This window comes from Caballeronia sp. ATUFL_F1_KS39 (assembly GCF_023630985.1).
Lineage (GTDB): Bacteria > Pseudomonadota > Gammaproteobacteria > Burkholderiales > Burkholderiaceae > Caballeronia > Caballeronia zhejiangensis.
In genome coordinates this window covers 66843-83424 of sequence record NZ_JALQDZ010000005.1, presented here as the reverse complement: position 1 = coordinate 83424, position 16582 = coordinate 66843, and the positions used below count along the sequence as shown (strand labels likewise).

Here is a 16582-nt window from a genome sequence, read left to right as displayed (position 1 = left end):
AGGACAAGGTGGAGATTAAGAAAATGGACGTAAAGGGCGGGAAAAGAGTGGGAGGCGGGGTGTAAAAATGGTGTAAAAAAACGCCCGCCTTGGATAGGCGGGCGCTAATGCTTCGTGCCTTGCGTGAGTGAGCCCGAGTCGATCTGATCAACCGGGCGTCACATCACACGAAAGTTCCGCATAAAGACCACATAGAGCACAGGCAACAATGGAATGGCGAGGATCATCAGCGCGCCATCTGCCGCCACGGTCAAGGGCGTCGCCAGCAGGATGACTTTCTTCGCATTGGAGTAATGCTGCTCCCTGACGGAGACTTCATAAGACTGGTTCAGCAGCATGGGATTGACCTTCGACCGGTCGAAACCTTTCGCGTCATATCGCCGCCCGCTAAGCCTGAACGAGAGAGACCGGCGTTGCGGATCGATTCCAAGATTTCCCAGTTCCTCCTTCTGCTCTTCGCTGAAGCTCGCCGCCTTGTCGAGATTCAAGACGAAGGAACCGCTGACATTGCTGTCTCCGTCTACGTAGAACTGATTGACATCTGCGGTCATTCCGGCGTGAAAGGGTGACTGAAGGACATCCACGAAGTGATCCGGCGCATCGAAAATATAGTGATAATTCTTACCAAGAAACACTAGCGTCTTCTGGTCTGCCGAGATAAGCACACTGCTTATCGTTTCCGCGTACCTGTAGTAATCGGGCGACTTTGCTTCCTCGTTCAATCCGGATGTCAGGCACCCGCTGAGAGCGAAAGGCATCGATACCGTGAGGGCAATAAACTTTCTTCTTTTCATTTGACGTCCTTTGACCGCATCGCCGCCTGTCGTTGGTTCAAACAATCAGCGCGATCAATCGGCGTTCGTCGCGACCAACCTCTTGCAATCCATCCACTGCACACCCGATGCCGTCAACCGGTCATGCAACCAGGGCACCGCAACCTGCGCCTTCGGATGAATATCGTGGAAGAGAATGATCCCGCGTCGCCACAGCAGCATGAGCGTGAGCACGCGCTGTTTGACTTCATCCGCGCTCACCTTCTCGTTCCAGTCTTGCGAATCGATATTCCAGAGCGCCACACGCAGGCCTTGCGATGCGAAGAAGTCGCCGCTGTCCGCTCGGCGTTGACCATAGGGCGGCCTGAAGAGCGGAACGAAACTGTCCGGCAGATTCGCCTGCGCCAGCCCGATGCTCCGCGCCACCGACTCTTCCCACGACGGCCAGGTTGCGTGCGAACGATGCTCCCAGCCATGCGCGCCGACGCACATGCCGCGATAGGCATACGCCATCGACGACGCACCCGCCTGCTGCAAGCGCGCTTGCAACCGCGTCCCGAGCGTGAAGAACACGCCATTCAAGCGAGCGTCTCGCAACGTCCGCAGCAACGCGTCGGTTGTGCCGCCGGCGGTGGTCGGGCCATCGTCGAAGGTGAGCAGGAAGGTGCGGTCGGCGAACTCGTTGCCGTCGATCTCGCGCGACGAATACGTGTCGATCTCACTGCTGACCTTCCGAAAGAGCGCGGCCAGTCTCAGCAGTTCGTCGAGATACGTGTTGTGAAACGTCCGCGCCTGCGATGACCACGCGCGATACGGACTATCCGCCGGGACTGCGAAGGCTTTGGCCGCGTTCACGAAGTCAGCCTCGCCATGCACCTTTACGCAAAACGGAGCACTCGGCGTGCAATTCGCCGAAGCGTTCAGATAGTTTCCGGTCAGACGCTTCCAATAACGGCCCCGAATACGATCGACCGATGCCCGATCGAACGATTTCACCTTCAGCCGGCTCTGCAACTCGGCGTCTGACAGTCGTTCGCTATCGGCCAGCGCTTTGCCGAATGCGAGAAGTTCGGCACGCGAAGCGAGATCGAAGTTCTCCGTACTATCGATGGATATCGGCCACGTCCCGCGATCGCCGATGGCGACCGAAACCGGACCTGCCGCGTGCGACGACATCGCGGCGAATGCCATGAGCATCGCCGCGAGAGTTTTCTTGTACATGTGATGAGCGATGCGGGCCCCGGCGCGATGCCGGGGCCTGGATTGAACGGATTTAGCGATTGCTGACGCGGGTAATGGCGGCGTCGTAGACCGGATTCGACTTTTCGCGTCGCGCTGCGCGGTAGTTGCTCGATGCGTCGGTGAACTGGCCGGCGTCCTCATAGATGCGGCCGATGTTGTAGTACGAACTGGCGCGGACCGTCGCGGCCGTCGCTCCATTCGCGAGCGCGATCGCCTTGCGATTGGCCCAGATGGCTTCGGCAGCACGTCCGGCCTTCTGGAAGGCGAGCCCGAGATTGCTGTACGCCTGGCCGAATTCCGGATTGAAGCTGATCGCCTCGCGGTCCAGCCAGATAGCGTCGTCGAAGTTGCCTGCGTGATAGGCACGCTCGCCGTCCTTGTTGATCAGGCTCGCGCGGGCCGCGTCGACATAGTCCTGATTGGCCGGCACGATTCTCAACTGCTCGTCGTTGTAGTTGTCGATGGTGCCGAGCACCTCGCTCGCTCTGACCGTCACGCCACGCATGGTGTTGATGTCCTGAATCTCGCCCTCGCCGTTGACGCGGAACACGGTCCACAGCTTGCCCGCCTGACGCGGCACGCTGAACGTTCGAACCAGCGACTGGCCGACATACACGAACACCCTTGCCTCGCTGTTCGCAAGCTCCGACGACGCGGGGTTGCTCTCGTTGCTGAAATCGTGCACGGCGAAGACGTAGGTCTGGCCGGAACGCTTGTGATCGAGCGTAATGGTTTCCGGACCGTAGCGATCCGTGTGGTCGACATCCAGATTGGCGTCGTCCCCGGCTTGGTGTTGAAAGTAGACGTGATTCTGCGGATAGGACACGTGAAGATCGAGATCGCGCGGGCGCTGTCCCCATGTAAGCACGACGCGCATGCCATCCAGATTCTTCATCACCGGACTCAGCGCATAAGACAGTCCAGCGCATGGGCACTTGGCGACCAGGTCGGAATAACCAGCCTTCTTGATGATCAGAAGCACCTTACTGTCACTCGCCATATCGGCTGGAATCTGGGCAGCGCCTTGTGCATCACTCTGGATACGAACCGACTGGGCGCCGTCCTTTTGAAGAATGACAGTCGCGCCGGATATCTTTTAGGAGTAGACGGTTGATTGATGTTGGACATTGCTTTTGCTTCATTACGATGGATGAAGCGATTCATCGCATCGTTACTTATTCGGATACCGAATCATGAAAGCATAGCAATCGCCGATTCGCTCGATCTAGCAGCCGATGCGCAATTTCTTCAAATTTCCGCAAAAGCCAGACGGCACCGTGGACAACAGCGCAGCATGCTGCAATGCTCGCGACCGGACATACGAAAGGACCGCACACTCGAGGCAAGCATCATGGAACCAACCGAACATCAACTAGACGTGCCTCAAATCAACACCGACATACAGTCGCCCACGCTCGAACTGGACGTCGCTCTCTTCGTCGGAAAGAACGCGAAGTACTACGCGTACAAATGGTCCTTTCTGAACAAACGCGGGCAGCCAAGGTGTACATGGAAGGCCGCGTTCGTGATCGGTCCAATTTGGCTCGTCTATCGAAAGATGTACTGGCAAGCTGGAGCGTTGTTCGCGGCTGCTGTCCTGCTTCGGTTCGCCGTCGGTTCGCTGGGAGATGGGGCTGGCGGCTTTGTGTCGTACGCGATTTCGTTCGCGCTGGGACTCTCCGGCAATCTTCTCTACCGGGAACATGTGCTAAGGAGCATCGGCAAACTTCGCAACCAGGGTTCATCCGGCAGCGCGCTGGAATACGAGCTGTGCCGCAAAGGCGGCACGAACGCCGCGGCGGCATGGATGCTCGCGCTTCTGATGATCGTGGTTCTGGGCATTGCCCTCTTCGGCTGATCGCGCGGCAAGGCTCGAGCGGAGTCTTGCTTCACTCGGTCAACGCCACTCTCAAAGGACGCGCATCGCTGCGCCCTTGATCGTCGACCACACGCACCGTATATTCGCCTGCCACGGACGGTTGCCAGAAGAGTGTCTCGCGCGCCGCAGCGCTACCGATGAACGCATCGTCCACGAACCAGTACAAGGTGTGCACGCTGGCGGCCGCCGTTGCGGTGAAGGCGATGCGCCCCGATTCCCCATGATGGAGTCGAAGCGCATACGTGGTAGCGCGCGACGGCGACAGCATTTTCGGCGCATCGTCCAGCATCAGGCCGCTGTCGCGGCATGCCGGATTCGAAGGGACGCTGCGTCGCGGCATCCCTGCGCTAGCAAACACCTTCTGCAAGTCGGAGGGCCAGAACTCGTACACTTCCGTGTGCGTGCGCTTGTCTGCGTACGGCGGGCAGGCAGGTTGTCCAGTTGCATCATCTATCACGATGCGACGATGAACGGTGCTTACACGGATCGGCGATTTGCCCGGGATAAACCAGGTCCATCCCTGCTGCGGGCACCACTCGTTCGGAAGGTCACCGCTCGCAAGACAGACGCGCACGCGTTTGAGATTCGCGGGTGCTCGCCGCTCGGCCTTCGCAATGGGAAACTCCGCCTGCATTGCATCGACGACCTGAAAGAAAAGCGGCGCCGCTGCGTCGACGCCAATGAAAGCGGCATTGCTCGAATTGTCGAAATTGCCGACCCACACGACGAGTACATACGGTCCGAAGATGCCTGCGGTCCAGGCATCGCGAAATGACCAGGACGTGCCTGTTTTCCAGTACACCGGCACCCCCGACGACGCGGCCCCACTCGTGTCGTCGGGTCGCGGATGTTGCCGAAGAATATCCATGGTCATGAAGCTGGCTTGCTCGCTCAAAAGGCGCTTGGGCATCGCGCGGGGCCGAGTTGTGCGCAGGCGCAGCGGTTCATGGAGTCCGCCATTTGCGAGCGCCGCATAGAGACTTGCCAGATCCTGCATCGTCACTTCCCCCCCTCCCAGCACGAGCGACAGGCCATAGTGCTGAGCGCTCGCCATGCGTCGCACGCCTGCCGACTGCAGGAACTCGTACAGATCAGGATCTTTCAACTGCGCTGCGATCCACACGGCAGGCACGTTGCGGCTGCGATTCAGTGCATCGCTTGCCGTAATCGGCCCGAGGAAACCGCCATCGAAATTCTCCGGCGCATAGGGACCGAACGAAGTCGGCACATCGCGCAATACGGTCTGCGGGTGCAGAACGCCCTGATCGAAACCGAGCGCGTAGATGAACGGCTTGAGCGTCGACCCCGGCGAGCGTAGAGCCGACGTACCGTTCACTTGACCGTGGATCGATCGATCCGCGAAATTCGCCGAGCCGGCCAAGGCCTTCACGCTCATGTCGCGTGTATCGACGAGGATTGCGGCGGCATTGCGCACGCCGTGCGAACCGAAGCGCAGAACGTATCGGCCGATCTGTCGTTCCACCGTGTGTTGCATGTCGAGATCGACGGTCGTGTCGAGTCTCGCTGCGTCGCCGTCGTCGCCAATGCTCCACGCACTGCGCTCGGCGAGCGCCTGATCGACAGCATGCGGCGCTTCGAAAGGCAAGCTCGACAGCGGACGCAGCGAAAGCGGCAGCGCAAACAGCGCCCGCTGCGCGGCGTCCCCAGGATGGCGTGAAAGCCAGCGCTCGTACAACCGATTGCGTGCCGACATCAACGGCGGTGCGATCTGCGTATGCCCCGCGCGCACGCGCCGCGCCGGGTCCTGCGGAATCACCGCCAGCGTCAACGCTTCGGGCAGCGTCAGACGCTCGGCTGTCTTGTCGAAATAAATCAGGCTCGCGGCCGCGGCGCCTTCCACGTTGCGTCCGTAAGGAACGTCGTTCAGATAGGCTTCGAGGATTTGCCGTTTCGAATAGCAAAGCTCGAGTTGCAATGCGCGCGCGACTTGCCGAACCTTGCCCCACGGAGTGCGCGTATTGATCCGCCACAGCGAGCGCGCGAGCTGCATCGTGATGGTCGATCCTCCCTGGGGATGGCCGCCACCTACGTAAGTGACCCACGCGCCGCGCAGAAGTCCGTACGGGCTGAAACCGGGATGCCAGCGAAACCAACGGTCTTCATGCAGCAGGACGGCATCGACCAACTGGGGCGACACGCGCTCCAGCGGCGTCCACAGGCGATAACGGTCGTCCTTCGCGAGCGTGAGCCGCAAAAGCCGGCCGTGATCGTCATACACGGCTGTGGACGTCGGCTTCCAGTCGGCAAGCGCCGGATGCGGCCACAGTCGGATGCCTGCGAGCATGGCGACCGCGAAAAGCACACCCGCGAGCCAGTGATGCCAGCGACGTTTTTCGAACATAGGCGGCTATCCACACGCGCTTATCTTGCGCGCGCTACGTCGAGCGTCGCGCCGCCGGCCGATTGCGCCTGAATGCGACGGTCGTATAGCGATTCAGCGAACGCCGGCGGCACGGCGAAACGGCCTGAGTTGGTCGCACGAATGCGGTAGACGAACTCCTTGACGTTGCTGCTCGCCGTGCCGTACAGGACAACGCGATCTTCACGCACCTCCGCATGCACAGGCTGGAACGTCGAACCCGGCTGACCGATGCGCGGACGCCATTGTTCATCGCCGCCGAAGCTGCTGCCGGCGCGATCATCATCACTCGCATCGGCATCGATCACGGGTGGCGTTTCCACCGGATCGAATCCGCCCGGCAAGAGATCGACGATTGCGATATTGCTCACGTCGTCCGCATCTATCGCACGCAACTTGAGATGGACGTCGATTTCATCGCCCACGGTAATCGTGTCAAGGGGTCGGCCATTCGTGGCGGTGTATTCACGAGCGATTTCAATGCCTTTACTCACCGCTTTTCCAGTCGCGTTGCGGTCGTACCCGGACTGCACGGTCGTCCACCAGGCGGGCAATGCGCTTCCATTGACGATCTCAATGCGCGTGACTGCGCTGTCCCACTTAGCCACACGACGACTATCTCCCCCAACCGTTGAAATGTCCTTCGGCATCGCGTTCGCACGCCATGCGATGATCGCCAGCTTGTCGAGTCCGCTTACCCCTGCCTGCGCGTAGGCATCGAGCGCGAGAATGGTCATCGCGGCTGACAGCGTGTCGTATCGCCCCAGTTCGAGCGGTGCGGACAGATTTTCAATTACGCGCGGAAGCAGTTTGCGTGCGCGCTCCGGGAAATGCTTCGCCAGGAGATAGAGCACGCTGGCATCGCGAGTAAGGGGATCCATGAAATACCCCTCACTGTATGCTTCATTGCGCGACGGCTTGCGCTCCAACGTGGCCTGCGGCGCAGAGATCAGTTGCGCGGCGTCCTTGTCCTGCCGCATCAATTGATACGACGCCGCCAGCCACGCCGCTGCGAGATCGTCCTTCCACTCTTTCGGATAGGCCTCCTGCAGCCGCTTTTGCACGCCGGCAAGATGGTTGGTCGTCACATTGCCCTGTCGGGTGAGCAGATACACCGCATAGGCGCGCTGGCGCAAGAGATCGAGCGAACCGAGCCGCTCGTTCGACGCGAGTTGCTGCAAGTAGCGGTTGCCCGCTTCCATCATGTCGAGCGGCACGATTACGCCGCGTTCGCGTGCATCGATCAGTACGTGCATCGCATAGGCGGAAACGAAAGGCTCCGCGTCGGGCGTCGCCGTCCACAGGCCGAAACCACCTTGCGCATTCTGACGCGCTCGCAGGCGATCGAAGAACTGGGCGTTCACGTCTGCTTTCGCGACGGGCGTCCGCGCGGCATCGGGCGCCGCGCTCGCAAGCAGGTCGTTCGCCAATATTCGCGGCACCAGCGCGCTCAGCATCTGCTCGCTGGAGTCGTGATCGGCGTACTCGAGATACGTCCCAAGTCCCGCCGCGAACACGCGCGGCGCGGTCGAGACGCTAGCCTCGCGGGTCGCGTGAGCATCGTACATTTGACGCAGGTCTCGCACGCTGGCCTTTGCGCCTGCATCGACGCGCCCGGCGTTCAACTGCGTGCGGTACGCCGCCGCAGGACGCACCGTGACCTCGACACGCTTGCGCGCCGATTTCCCGCCGTGACGTATGTCGAAGTTCAATTCGCCCGGCCCGGGCGTCTGCGTGGCCTTGATGCGAAACGTCACCACGCTTTCATGCATCGGCGCGAGCATGATGTTTTGCGTCACCGCGCCGACCACCTGCAATTGCGGGCCGCTCCTGACGCTCACCGACACGGGCATCGGCTTGTCGCCCATTCCGATCAGATTATTTGCGACGCCCACGCTGATGTCGGCTTCGTCGCCGGGCGCAAGCGTAGCGGGCGTGTTCGGCGAAAGCACGAAATCGCCGCGCACCGTCACCGCGCCTTCGAACGCGCCCACACGCCCGGGCGATACCGCCACCGCCATCACGCGCAGCTTGCCGTTGAACGAATCGGGCACGGTGTAGGAGAGGCGCGCGTGGCCGTTCACATCGGCGATGCCGGACCAGTACGCCACCGGCTTCTCGTGCTTGCGGCTGAACGGATTGAGTTGCCGTCCGATAGCATCGTCGGCATCGCCGCCGGGCGCGGCCATCGACATGATCTTTTCGAAGTCCGGCAGGATTAGATCGAGGATCTGCGAAGTGTCGACTTCAAGCATCCGCTTGCGGAAGAAGAACTGCAGCGGATCGGCGAGCTTGTAACGCGCGACCTGCAGGATCCCTTCATCCACGGCGAAGACGACGACTTTCGCGGGCTCGCTCGTCGTGATGTTGAAGTCGATCTTCTCGCCCGGCTTGACGAGAGCGGGCGCGTCAACGTTAATCTTGGAACGGCGCGCATCGAGGTTCACCGAGAACGGCGCCACGCCATAGCTCAGTGGACTGGTGAAGATTTCATCGGAAGACGGATCGCGAATGTACTGCACGTTGATGTAGCCGTTGCCCTCGAAGCCTGCGGGCACCTTGATGTGCTGAACCGAGCTCGTAGTGTTCGCATGGAACCAGACGTGTGCATAGACCTTGTCGCGCTCGATCGTGATGAGACCGCTTCCCGCGTATGGCGCGCGAATCGCGATCTCGATGTTTTCGCCCGGCTTGAAATCGTGCTTGCTCAAGTTCACTTGCAACTCGGCATTTCGGTCCAGCGAGCGCGTGATGTTCGCGTCTCCCGCGACCGAGTACTGCACACGATTGACTTCCCTGCCGTCGGCGCGACGGATCAGCAACGCGTAGTTGCCTGGCTGATCGGTGCGTAGCGGATAGTCGAGCCCTGCCACGGGCAGCGCGAGCTTGCGTTCCTCGACGGGCACTTCCTTCAGACGCGATTCGTACTTGTAAGCCCCGGAGTCCTGCTTCGTCAGTATGGAGACGTAACGCAGCTCGACCAGTTGCGCACGCAAATCATTCAGCGCGATAGCTTTCGTATTCGGGTCGATGACGATGAGCCGCACAGCGCGAGGACTGCCGCGCTGCACGTAATCGAGATTGTCGACGGACTTGTAACCCACGAGCCAGTCGTTGCTGGACACCATCATGCGCGCGCCTGCTGTTACGCCGCGGCCGCCGTCCTGTTCGTACGCCTTGGCCTCGAAATACAGTTGATACGTCGCATCGGCGTACTTCTTCAGATCGAGGTCGAATTCCGCGTGTCCACTGTCATCGGTCATGCCGTCCTCGAGCGCTACCGAGTAGCCCTCTTGCGCACGACGCGGATCGACGAAGCGGTAATCCTGCCAGCCACGAAATGCAAGCCATGCCGGGCGCAATACGAGCGACGCGCTCACGCGCCGGCCGGCGGCGGGCGTACCGAACAAATTCTGCGCCTTCACGACGCCCTTGACACCGTCCGGCTTGACCCAGCCTTCCGCTGCCTGCTGCGAGAAGCCCGCATCGACCCTCATGCGGTCCGGCATGAATTCCTTGACCTGCACGCTCGCGCTGCCGATCGGTTCGTCGGCCGGCTTGCCGTCCTTGACGATATAGAGATTGACGCCCCACACACCCGTTGGCGCCGATTCCGCGGGCGTGTAGCTCAGCTCCGTGAAGCCGGAGGCGTCGACGGACACCGGTTGACGTTTCACCGTCATGCCGCGTGGATCGACGATCTCCGCCTGCAAGGGCATGCCCGCCGGGCTGCGCGACCAGTTCGCGGCACGCACGATAATTCCCATTTGAATCGACTCGCCGGGACGATACAAGCCGCGATTGGAAAACAGATGCGCGGACAGTTGTCCCTGATTGGGCGCGTTGCGCTCGCCGCCGACATCGAAGCGCGAATAATCGAGGCGTCGGTCGCTCGCGGACACGGGCAGGAACGAAGTGTCGTCGCCGCTTTGCACGAGATACAACTGCGGACGCTTTTCGCGCGCGAGGCCCTTGAAGGTCGGAAAATGCGCGATGCCGTCGGCAGTGGTCGTCTGCGTGAACAGCGTCTGGCCGTTAATCGCAAGCACGGATACCGTCGCGCCCGCCACCGGGCGGCCGGTGCGAATTGACTGCACGAACACGTCCTGACTGCCGTCGAGCGCGCGCTTGACCAGCATGCCGAGATCTGTGACCACGATCAGGCGCGTGTCCTGCGGGCCTTCGCCGCCGTCGTCACCGTCGCTGCTTGCTTCGTCGAGCGAGTCCGCGTTCTGCGTGTCGTCGGCAGCGTCGGTGTCGGCCTGCTTTGTTTTGAGATCGGGATCGAAACCGGACAGGTGCAGTAGAAATATCCCCCGCTTGCCGCTCTTCATATACTGGCTCAAATCGACGCCTTCGTAGTGCGCCTTGCCCGGATCGCCGGCCGGAAAAGACCGCTTCATTTCGAAGCGCTCGACAATGTGATCCTCGTCGAAATCCCAACGCAGTCGAGGTTGCGAATACGAGCCTTCATTGAAGCTCACCAGACTCTGAACCTGCTCTGGTACAACGCGGCCGATCTCCAGCTTCATGCCACGCACATTTCGCGACACGATCGAGATGCGCTTGCTGCCGCTCATCGAAAGCAAGGATCCATCGGCCATGATGCGAAGGAGTTTGGGATACTCAGGAACAGTCAGCACCGTCTTCATGGGTTCGCCAAGGACATAACCGCCCGACGATTTCATGCCCGCATCGATGTGCACGTATATCCGAGCGCCCGCCTCCGCGCGGTACCTGAAGCTTTGCATCGACGCGTACTCTTCCGCGGTCGGCACGGATTCGAGGGCGAGCGGCTGCGCTTTCCTGAGAATCCCATCGTCGACTTCGCCAACCTGCCATTCGTAGGGCGGATCTTCGTCGGACAGTCCGGATCCGGGCTTGTGCCTGGGGAGCATCCATGCCTTCGTGTGCGCGGCCAGGTCTTGCGTGCGGACATCGCCGCTGGTTCGCATGACCAGTACCTGCTCCGGTTCGAAGCGGTCGTTGTCCACCAGCGTGGGAGAGATGCCAACGACGCCAAGACTGTAAAGACCCGGCACACCGACTGACGCTCTTAACGCATCCTTGGTTTGATTGCCGCCGCGCGTGCTCACCAGGCCGCTGTCGACTTCAAGCTGGACCGTCAGAGGGTCCCGAGGGATCTCGAGCGGCTCCGAATGTATCCACGCGTTGAGCTTGACTTCGTCATAGGTGACCGAATAGCGCAAGCTCTTCACCGTCTTGCCGCTACGGTCCCGAAGCGCGAGCACGATGCGCTTCTCGAGCGCGACGGGATCGACCGGATAGTTGAAGCGAAGCTGAATTCGCGCCTGCTTCGAAGCAGGGTCGAGGAGGTTCTGTTCGAACGCGGACGAGACGACCTGCGCCATGAATGAAGCGGTGTCGAACTCGAAGCGGTCATCTTTGAGCATGACGTGCGGAGCGAAAAGCCTGGCCACATCGAAGTCGGCCTGAACGTGCGCTCCCACCGGCCAATCCATTGCCGGCGTGAAGCGGAGCGTGTGATCGTCGGCCCATTGCCATTCGCCTTTGAGCGAAGGTTCCATCTTCACGCCACCGGCAACGGTTTTGCCGACGAGGTCGAGCGCCGCGGCAGAGCGCGAGAATTTCAACTCCAGCGGCTGAATATCCACCTTCGAGCGTCCGTCGGAATCGGCATAGGAAGTCACTGCTGGCGCCCGGACTTCGAAGGTCACACGTTCGGGTTCGACGGGCTTCGGCCGGTGCTGATGCCAATGCCAGCCGTACCATCCGACGAGCGCGAGGACGAGCACGCCCGCCACCCGCAACGGGCAGCGGCGCACCGTGCGGGCCACGGCACGAGGCCACGCCGGTGCGCTCCACGACACGTCGCCGACGATGACGCGGACGATGCGCCGTCCCAGTCGCATCATGAACAGCAAGACGAAGACGATCAGACGGATCGGCGAGAAAACCAGCGTGCGCAGAAACTTCATCGATTTCTCAATGCGATTATTTTTAGAGTCATTGATAAAACTTTTGACCTACGTTCAAAAGCCAACATCATCCGACCAGCTTCGAAGGATCTTGAGCGGATACATCAAAGAGCGCCCTCACGCCCCCTCCATCACCACCACCGCCACACCCACGCACACCCACTGCACGACCGCAACCATCACGCTCGCCCTGAGCAGTCGAGTCACGCCGCGCACCCGTGCATCGAGCGGCCGGCCGGCACGCGATGCAGCGGTCCATCCGAGCTCGATCAGCACGCGGTCGAGATCATCGAGCGTCGAAGATTCCATTGCGGCAAGCGTGGCGAACAACTGTCGGTCGATGACGATTCGCACCATTAGCCACGAAGCGCCTATGCCCGAACATGTGCTGATGAGCGCGATCAGCGTTCGCACGTAATGCAAATGCTCGCAACGAATGGCGACACCCCACCCCACGCCTGCCGCTGCCAAGGCGACCGCGCACGCACAGCAGCCAGCATCGAGCGCACCACGCGCCGCCGCGATGAAATAGGCGTTCATCCTTGTCTTCCATGAACCGTGCAATGGTCGATCCAGTCCTGCAGCAACGCGACGGTGTCCTTCGACCAGACCGCGCGACGCTGCGCCGACCGCACAGCCAGAAGTGCCGCGCGTGCATCGTGCAAACCTTGCGTCTTCGCGATCCATGCCGCTGCGCACAGCACGCTGCGCCCATAACCGAGCGCACAGCAAACCAGCACATCGCGCCCGTCGCGATGCAGCTCACCGAGCGCCTCGACAGCCGCGTTCAGACGCAGCAGAGTCGGCGGCACGAGATCCAGATGCGGCACGCATAGGTACACATGCGATTGATCGAGCGCGATCCAGCGCGGCATCTCGGCCGTCAGATCGAGCAATGCATCGAAACCATGCTGCCGCCATTCGCGAGGCGTCGGCGTGCGACCGATGGAAACGCCGGTCGCAACGCGAACAGGCGATGACCTCTTGCGCGTCCATAACCGTGAGTTGATGAATGCGCCAGCGATAGCCGGAGCGAGCAGCAGACGGACGGCCAACGGAATGCGGCCCCGCTCGTCCTTCTGAAACGCGGCAGGCGAGCCTTGCCAATAAATCCACGCAACGCAAGCGAATGCCAGCGAAACCCATCCCGTGACAAGCGCGGCACCAACGGCATGCCTCACAAGGATCAACGTGAACGCGGTCAGCGCGACCGCGACGGTCGCATAGACGCCAGCTATCCGCCGGCTTCGCGCGCAAGGGAGCGCGGCGCCGGTCACATCGTCTGCGAGAGGAAAGAGAAATAGCGCAAAGGCACCCACCGCCGCGCCGGTCGGCACGTCGATCACATGGTGCTGCCATGTGGTCAGAACGGAAACACCGATCGCCATGAACCAGAGATGCAAGACCGCACGAGCAGCTTTGTTCCGCAGAACGCCCGCGTAGAACGTCCAAAGCACGATCAGCAATCCGATGTGCAGCGATGGAGCCTGGTTATACGGCTTATCGATGCCCGTCAGGAGGTCGAATAGCACGCCGGTCACACCGCTCGAGACTGGCCGCTCGGCGCCGAAGCTCAACGGCCACGCGATGAAACATGCCACGGAGATCATTTGCACCGTGAAAAGCCTGCGGACGTGCGCGTGGAGCGCCGCGCGCCTGACGCACAACAGGAACGAGAGCGCGTAGAACACATCGATGGACCAATACGGCACGATGCTCCACGGCATGAACGGAATGGCCCGTTCCCATGCGAATGCGAAGGTGGGCACCGAGGCGCGCGTCGACGCCAGCCAGTTCGCGAAGGCGTATGTCGAAAAGAACAACGCGCCCATGATCGCGAGCCATCCGGATCGCAACATCAAGGAGGCGTCCCGTTCGCTTCGCGCACCGGCGACGGACAAGGCAGCGCTAGTCATCAGGACGCGACGCGCTCGGCAAGCGTCACCGTGAAGATCCCCTTTTCATCGATGCGCTGCGTGATCTTGCGAAAGCCGGCGCGCGCGACGAGTTCGTCCATTTCCGCCTGCGAACGGCGACGCATGACCCACGCTGTCTCGCCACGATGATTCCCAAGCACGCGCGCAATGAATTCGAGCTGCGGATGCCACGGCTGTCCGGTATAGACGAGGTAGCCGCCAGGTTGCACGGCGCGCGCGAGGCCACGGAGCGACTGTTCTATCGAAGCGTTGTCGCCAAAAAGCTCATACAGCCCTGACACGATCGCAAGCGTCGGACGGGGATCGAGCGCGGCGAGCGAGGCCTCGTCGAAGGCATCGCCTTGCTCGAAACGCGCAACGCTTTCGAGACCACGTTGCGCAATCAGAGCGCGTCCAGCATCGACGTTCGGCGCGCTGTAATCGCGCAACAGAATGTGCTCGGGCGACACGCCATCGCGACGGGTCACCGCGGCGATGGCGTCAAGGACATAACGGCCATGTCCCGCCGCGATATCGACGATCCGGACCGTCTCGCCCGAGCGCGTGATTCGCGTCATCGCCTCGGCGATCAACGCCTCGATATTGATCTTGCGCTGACGGATGCCCACCCAGCCAGGAGAGTCGAGGTAGTTGCGATCGATGTGGCGCCCCACACATCCGCGTCCCCTCGCTTCGTTGCGGTACACGTAGTCGAGCGTCGAGCCGGAATCGAACCCGAGCCGATGCCCAAGTGCAATGCCTTCCGAGAATGCGCCGCCCACCCGCAACCCCGCGCGCGCAGCCATCCAGTACAAACGCGCGAGCGGACTGGCGGGAGCTTGTTTCAACGCTTCGTATTCCGCATGAAAAGGTCCGCGCGTGTCGGCATCCACGAGCGAGACTCGCGCGCAAGGCGCCTCGAACTCACGCAGCAGAAACGCCCGCAGCGGCGCGAGCGCCTGCGCGCGGTCGCGTTCACCGAGCGTATCGTGATAGAAACCGGGCAGCACGATGCGCTCCTTGCGCGCCGACCCGAGCCGCTCGAAGAAGCGTTCCTGCGGTCCGCGATGCACGACCCAATCCGCACCCGAGATCAGCAGTTGCGTCGGCACGGTGATGGCGGCCGCATCGTCGACGATGCGCCTCGCCGTGTCGTGCAGGTCCAGCAGCATATTGACCGCGATCGGCCGCGTGATCAGCGGATCCGCGGCATAGCTCGCGATGCGCTCCGGATCGTGCGTCAAAAATTTTGGCTTCACATAGCTGTTCACATAGAACAGACCGCGAAGCTTGTGCATCAGACGCAAACCCGGACGTGCAAATGGCACGTACAGCTTGATATGAAACGCCGGCGATGCGAGCGCGAGACAGCGCACGGGCGGCGCATAATCGTGCACCCAGGCCGCGGCCAGCACGGCGCCGACGCTCTGACCGACGACCGCCATGTCTTCGATGGCGACGCCATGAACGTCGCGGATGTGTTCGACGAAGCACTGGAGGTCGCGCACGCAAGCCGCTGCGTTCGGACTGTATCCGCGCGCGCCGGGCGAACGTCCGTGCCCACGCGCGTCCCACGCAAAGAAATCGTAGCCAGGCATGTCGAGTTCATCGACCAGATGCGCGACACGCGCCGAATGCTCGTGCCCCCGATGCAGCAGCACCACAGCGCCGCTGCGTGTCGCGCCCGCCGCGGGCCAGTGCCGATAGAAAAGCGCTTCACCGTCGTGAGTCGTGAAGCGCGCCTCTTGTGCGCGTCGAATAGTCGCTTGAGTCATGTGATTTTTGCCTTCGTTGTTTCGATGTTGCAGGTAACGCTTAACGGCCCGTTTCACGCGATAAGCGAACGCCCATCGCGACGCGTCTGATCGCAGTCAATACCGCGAGTGCGATCAGTGCACGCCACAGCCAGACGAACGTCGAACCGACCGGCAGCCCCATTCCGAACCAGAGCGCAAATGCCCCGAGCGCCAGCGCGCGGTCGCTCTTGCCGAATGGCCCGTCGTAGCGACGATCCGCGCCGGCCAGTGGTCCGATCAGTCCCGCGCACTCGACTACGCACGCCGTCCAGGCGAAAAGCCACACGTCCGATGGCGCGAAAGCCGGCACGGCCAGAAACGGCAGCACGAGCGCCGTGTCCGAGATCACATCGCCTAGTTCGTTCAGGTAAGCGCCCAATGCGCTCTTATGGCCGTGTTCGCGCGCAAGCATGCCGTCGATGGCATTCAGCGCCATGCGGATGAAAAGCCACAGCGGAATGAGCAGAAACAGACCGCGCTCGGGATAACCGAGCCACGCCGATGCACCGACTGCCATCGATCCAAGCATCGCGGCTAGCGTGACCTGGTTTGCGGTCACGCCTCGCCGCGCGAGCCAATTTGTGAATGGACGAAGCAGAATTTGGAAGCGCGGCTTGAGTGCGTAGAGGCTCATTG

10 protein-coding genes are annotated in these 16582 nt (G+C 61.5%); 1 reads left to right on the top strand and 9 read right to left on the bottom strand.

What is annotated here, in order from left to right; translation table 11 throughout:
* Positions 1–158: 158 nt before the first annotated feature.
* The 3 genes from NCR93_RS05085 to NCR93_RS05075 are packed head-to-tail and all read right to left on the bottom strand — an operon-like array spanning position 159 to position 2910.
* On the bottom strand, positions 159–794 hold the full coding sequence (locus NCR93_RS05085; protein WP_175979916.1) for a YidX family protein: 636 nt from the start codon (positions 792–794) through the stop codon (positions 159–161).
* A gap of 54 nt (positions 795–848) precedes the next feature.
* The gene (locus NCR93_RS05080; protein ID WP_175979915.1) at positions 849–1994 is read right to left on the bottom strand and encodes a polysaccharide deacetylase family protein; all 1146 of its coding nucleotides are present in this window, start codon (positions 1992–1994) and stop codon (positions 849–851) included.
* Positions 1995–2046: 52 nt separating this feature from the next.
* A complete protein-coding gene (locus NCR93_RS05075; RefSeq protein ID WP_239294962.1) occupies positions 2047–2910 on the bottom strand; it encodes a YfaP family protein in 864 nt (287 codons plus the stop codon).
* A gap of 456 nt (positions 2911–3366) precedes the next feature.
* Here NCR93_RS05075 and NCR93_RS05070 point away from each other — a divergent pair, with 456 nt between their 5' ends.
* Complete coding sequence (locus tag NCR93_RS05070) at positions 3367–3873, top strand: DUF2628 domain-containing protein (protein WP_175979913.1); 507 nt, start codon at positions 3367–3369, stop codon at positions 3871–3873.
* A gap of 31 nt (positions 3874–3904) precedes the next feature.
* Here the strand turns inward: NCR93_RS05070 and pbpC are convergent, their stop codons facing one another.
* From pbpC to NCR93_RS05040, 6 genes are all read right to left on the bottom strand, one after another.
* Complete coding sequence (pbpC, locus tag NCR93_RS05065) at positions 3905–6256, bottom strand: penicillin-binding protein 1C (protein WP_175979912.1); 2352 nt, start codon at positions 6254–6256, stop codon at positions 3905–3907.
* A 20-nt stretch (positions 6257–6276) separates the two neighbouring features.
* On the bottom strand, positions 6277–12234 hold the full coding sequence (locus NCR93_RS05060) for an alpha-2-macroglobulin family protein (protein ID WP_175979911.1): 5958 nt from the start codon (positions 12232–12234) through the stop codon (positions 6277–6279).
* A 117-nt stretch (positions 12235–12351) separates the two neighbouring features.
* Entirely contained in the window at positions 12352–12774 is a 423-nt protein-coding gene (locus NCR93_RS05055) for a hypothetical protein (protein ID WP_250532181.1), read from the bottom strand.
* A complete protein-coding gene (locus NCR93_RS05050) occupies positions 12771–14093 on the bottom strand; it encodes a phosphatase PAP2/dual specificity phosphatase family protein (RefSeq protein ID WP_372492621.1) in 1323 nt (440 codons plus the stop codon). Before NCR93_RS05050 ends, NCR93_RS05055 begins: the two co-directional genes overlap by 4 nt.
* 56 nt (positions 14094–14149) lie before the next feature.
* The gene (locus tag NCR93_RS05045) at positions 14150–15925 is read right to left on the bottom strand and encodes a bifunctional alpha/beta hydrolase/class I SAM-dependent methyltransferase (protein ID WP_250532180.1); all 1776 of its coding nucleotides are present in this window, start codon (positions 15923–15925) and stop codon (positions 14150–14152) included.
* A gap of 40 nt (positions 15926–15965) precedes the next feature.
* Positions 15966–16580 carry a CDP-alcohol phosphatidyltransferase family protein gene (locus NCR93_RS05040; protein WP_175979907.1) on the bottom strand — a complete coding sequence of 205 codons (615 nt, stop codon included), beginning with the start codon at positions 16578–16580 and terminating at the stop codon, positions 15966–15968.
* Between the last annotated feature and the right edge of the window lie 2 nt (positions 16581–16582).

Excerpts from the sequence above, each read along its gene's own strand:
- NCR93_RS05085 (WP_175979916.1), bottom strand. The coding sequence starts at position 794 with ATGAAAAGAAGAAAGTTTATTGCCCTCACGGTATCGATGCCTTTCGCT.
- NCR93_RS05080 (WP_175979915.1), bottom strand. The coding sequence starts at position 1,994 with ATGTACAAGAAAACTCTCGCGGCGATGCTCATGGCATTCGCCGCGATG.
- NCR93_RS05075 (WP_239294962.1), bottom strand. The coding sequence starts at position 2,910 with ATGAAGAATCTGGATGGCATGCGCGTCGTGCTTACATGGGGACAGCGC.
- NCR93_RS05070 (WP_175979913.1), top strand. The coding sequence starts at position 3,367 with ATGGAACCAACCGAACATCAACTAGACGTGCCTCAAATCAACACCGAC.
- pbpC (WP_175979912.1), bottom strand. The coding sequence starts at position 6,256 with ATGTTCGAAAAACGTCGCTGGCATCACTGGCTCGCGGGTGTGCTTTTC.
- NCR93_RS05060 (WP_175979911.1), bottom strand. The coding sequence starts at position 12,234 with ATGAAGTTTCTGCGCACGCTGGTTTTCTCGCCGATCCGTCTGATCGTC.
- NCR93_RS05055 (WP_250532181.1), bottom strand. The coding sequence starts at position 12,774 with ATGAACGCCTATTTCATCGCGGCGGCGCGTGGTGCGCTCGATGCTGGC.
- NCR93_RS05050 (WP_372492621.1), bottom strand. The coding sequence starts at position 14,093 with ATGTTGCGATCCGGATGGCTCGCGATCATGGGCGCGTTGTTCTTTTCG.
- NCR93_RS05045 (WP_250532180.1), bottom strand. The coding sequence starts at position 15,925 with ATGACTCAAGCGACTATTCGACGCGCACAAGAGGCGCGCTTCACGACT.
- NCR93_RS05040 (WP_175979907.1), bottom strand. The coding sequence starts at position 16,580 with ATGAGCCTCTACGCACTCAAGCCGCGCTTCCAAATTCTGCTTCGTCCA.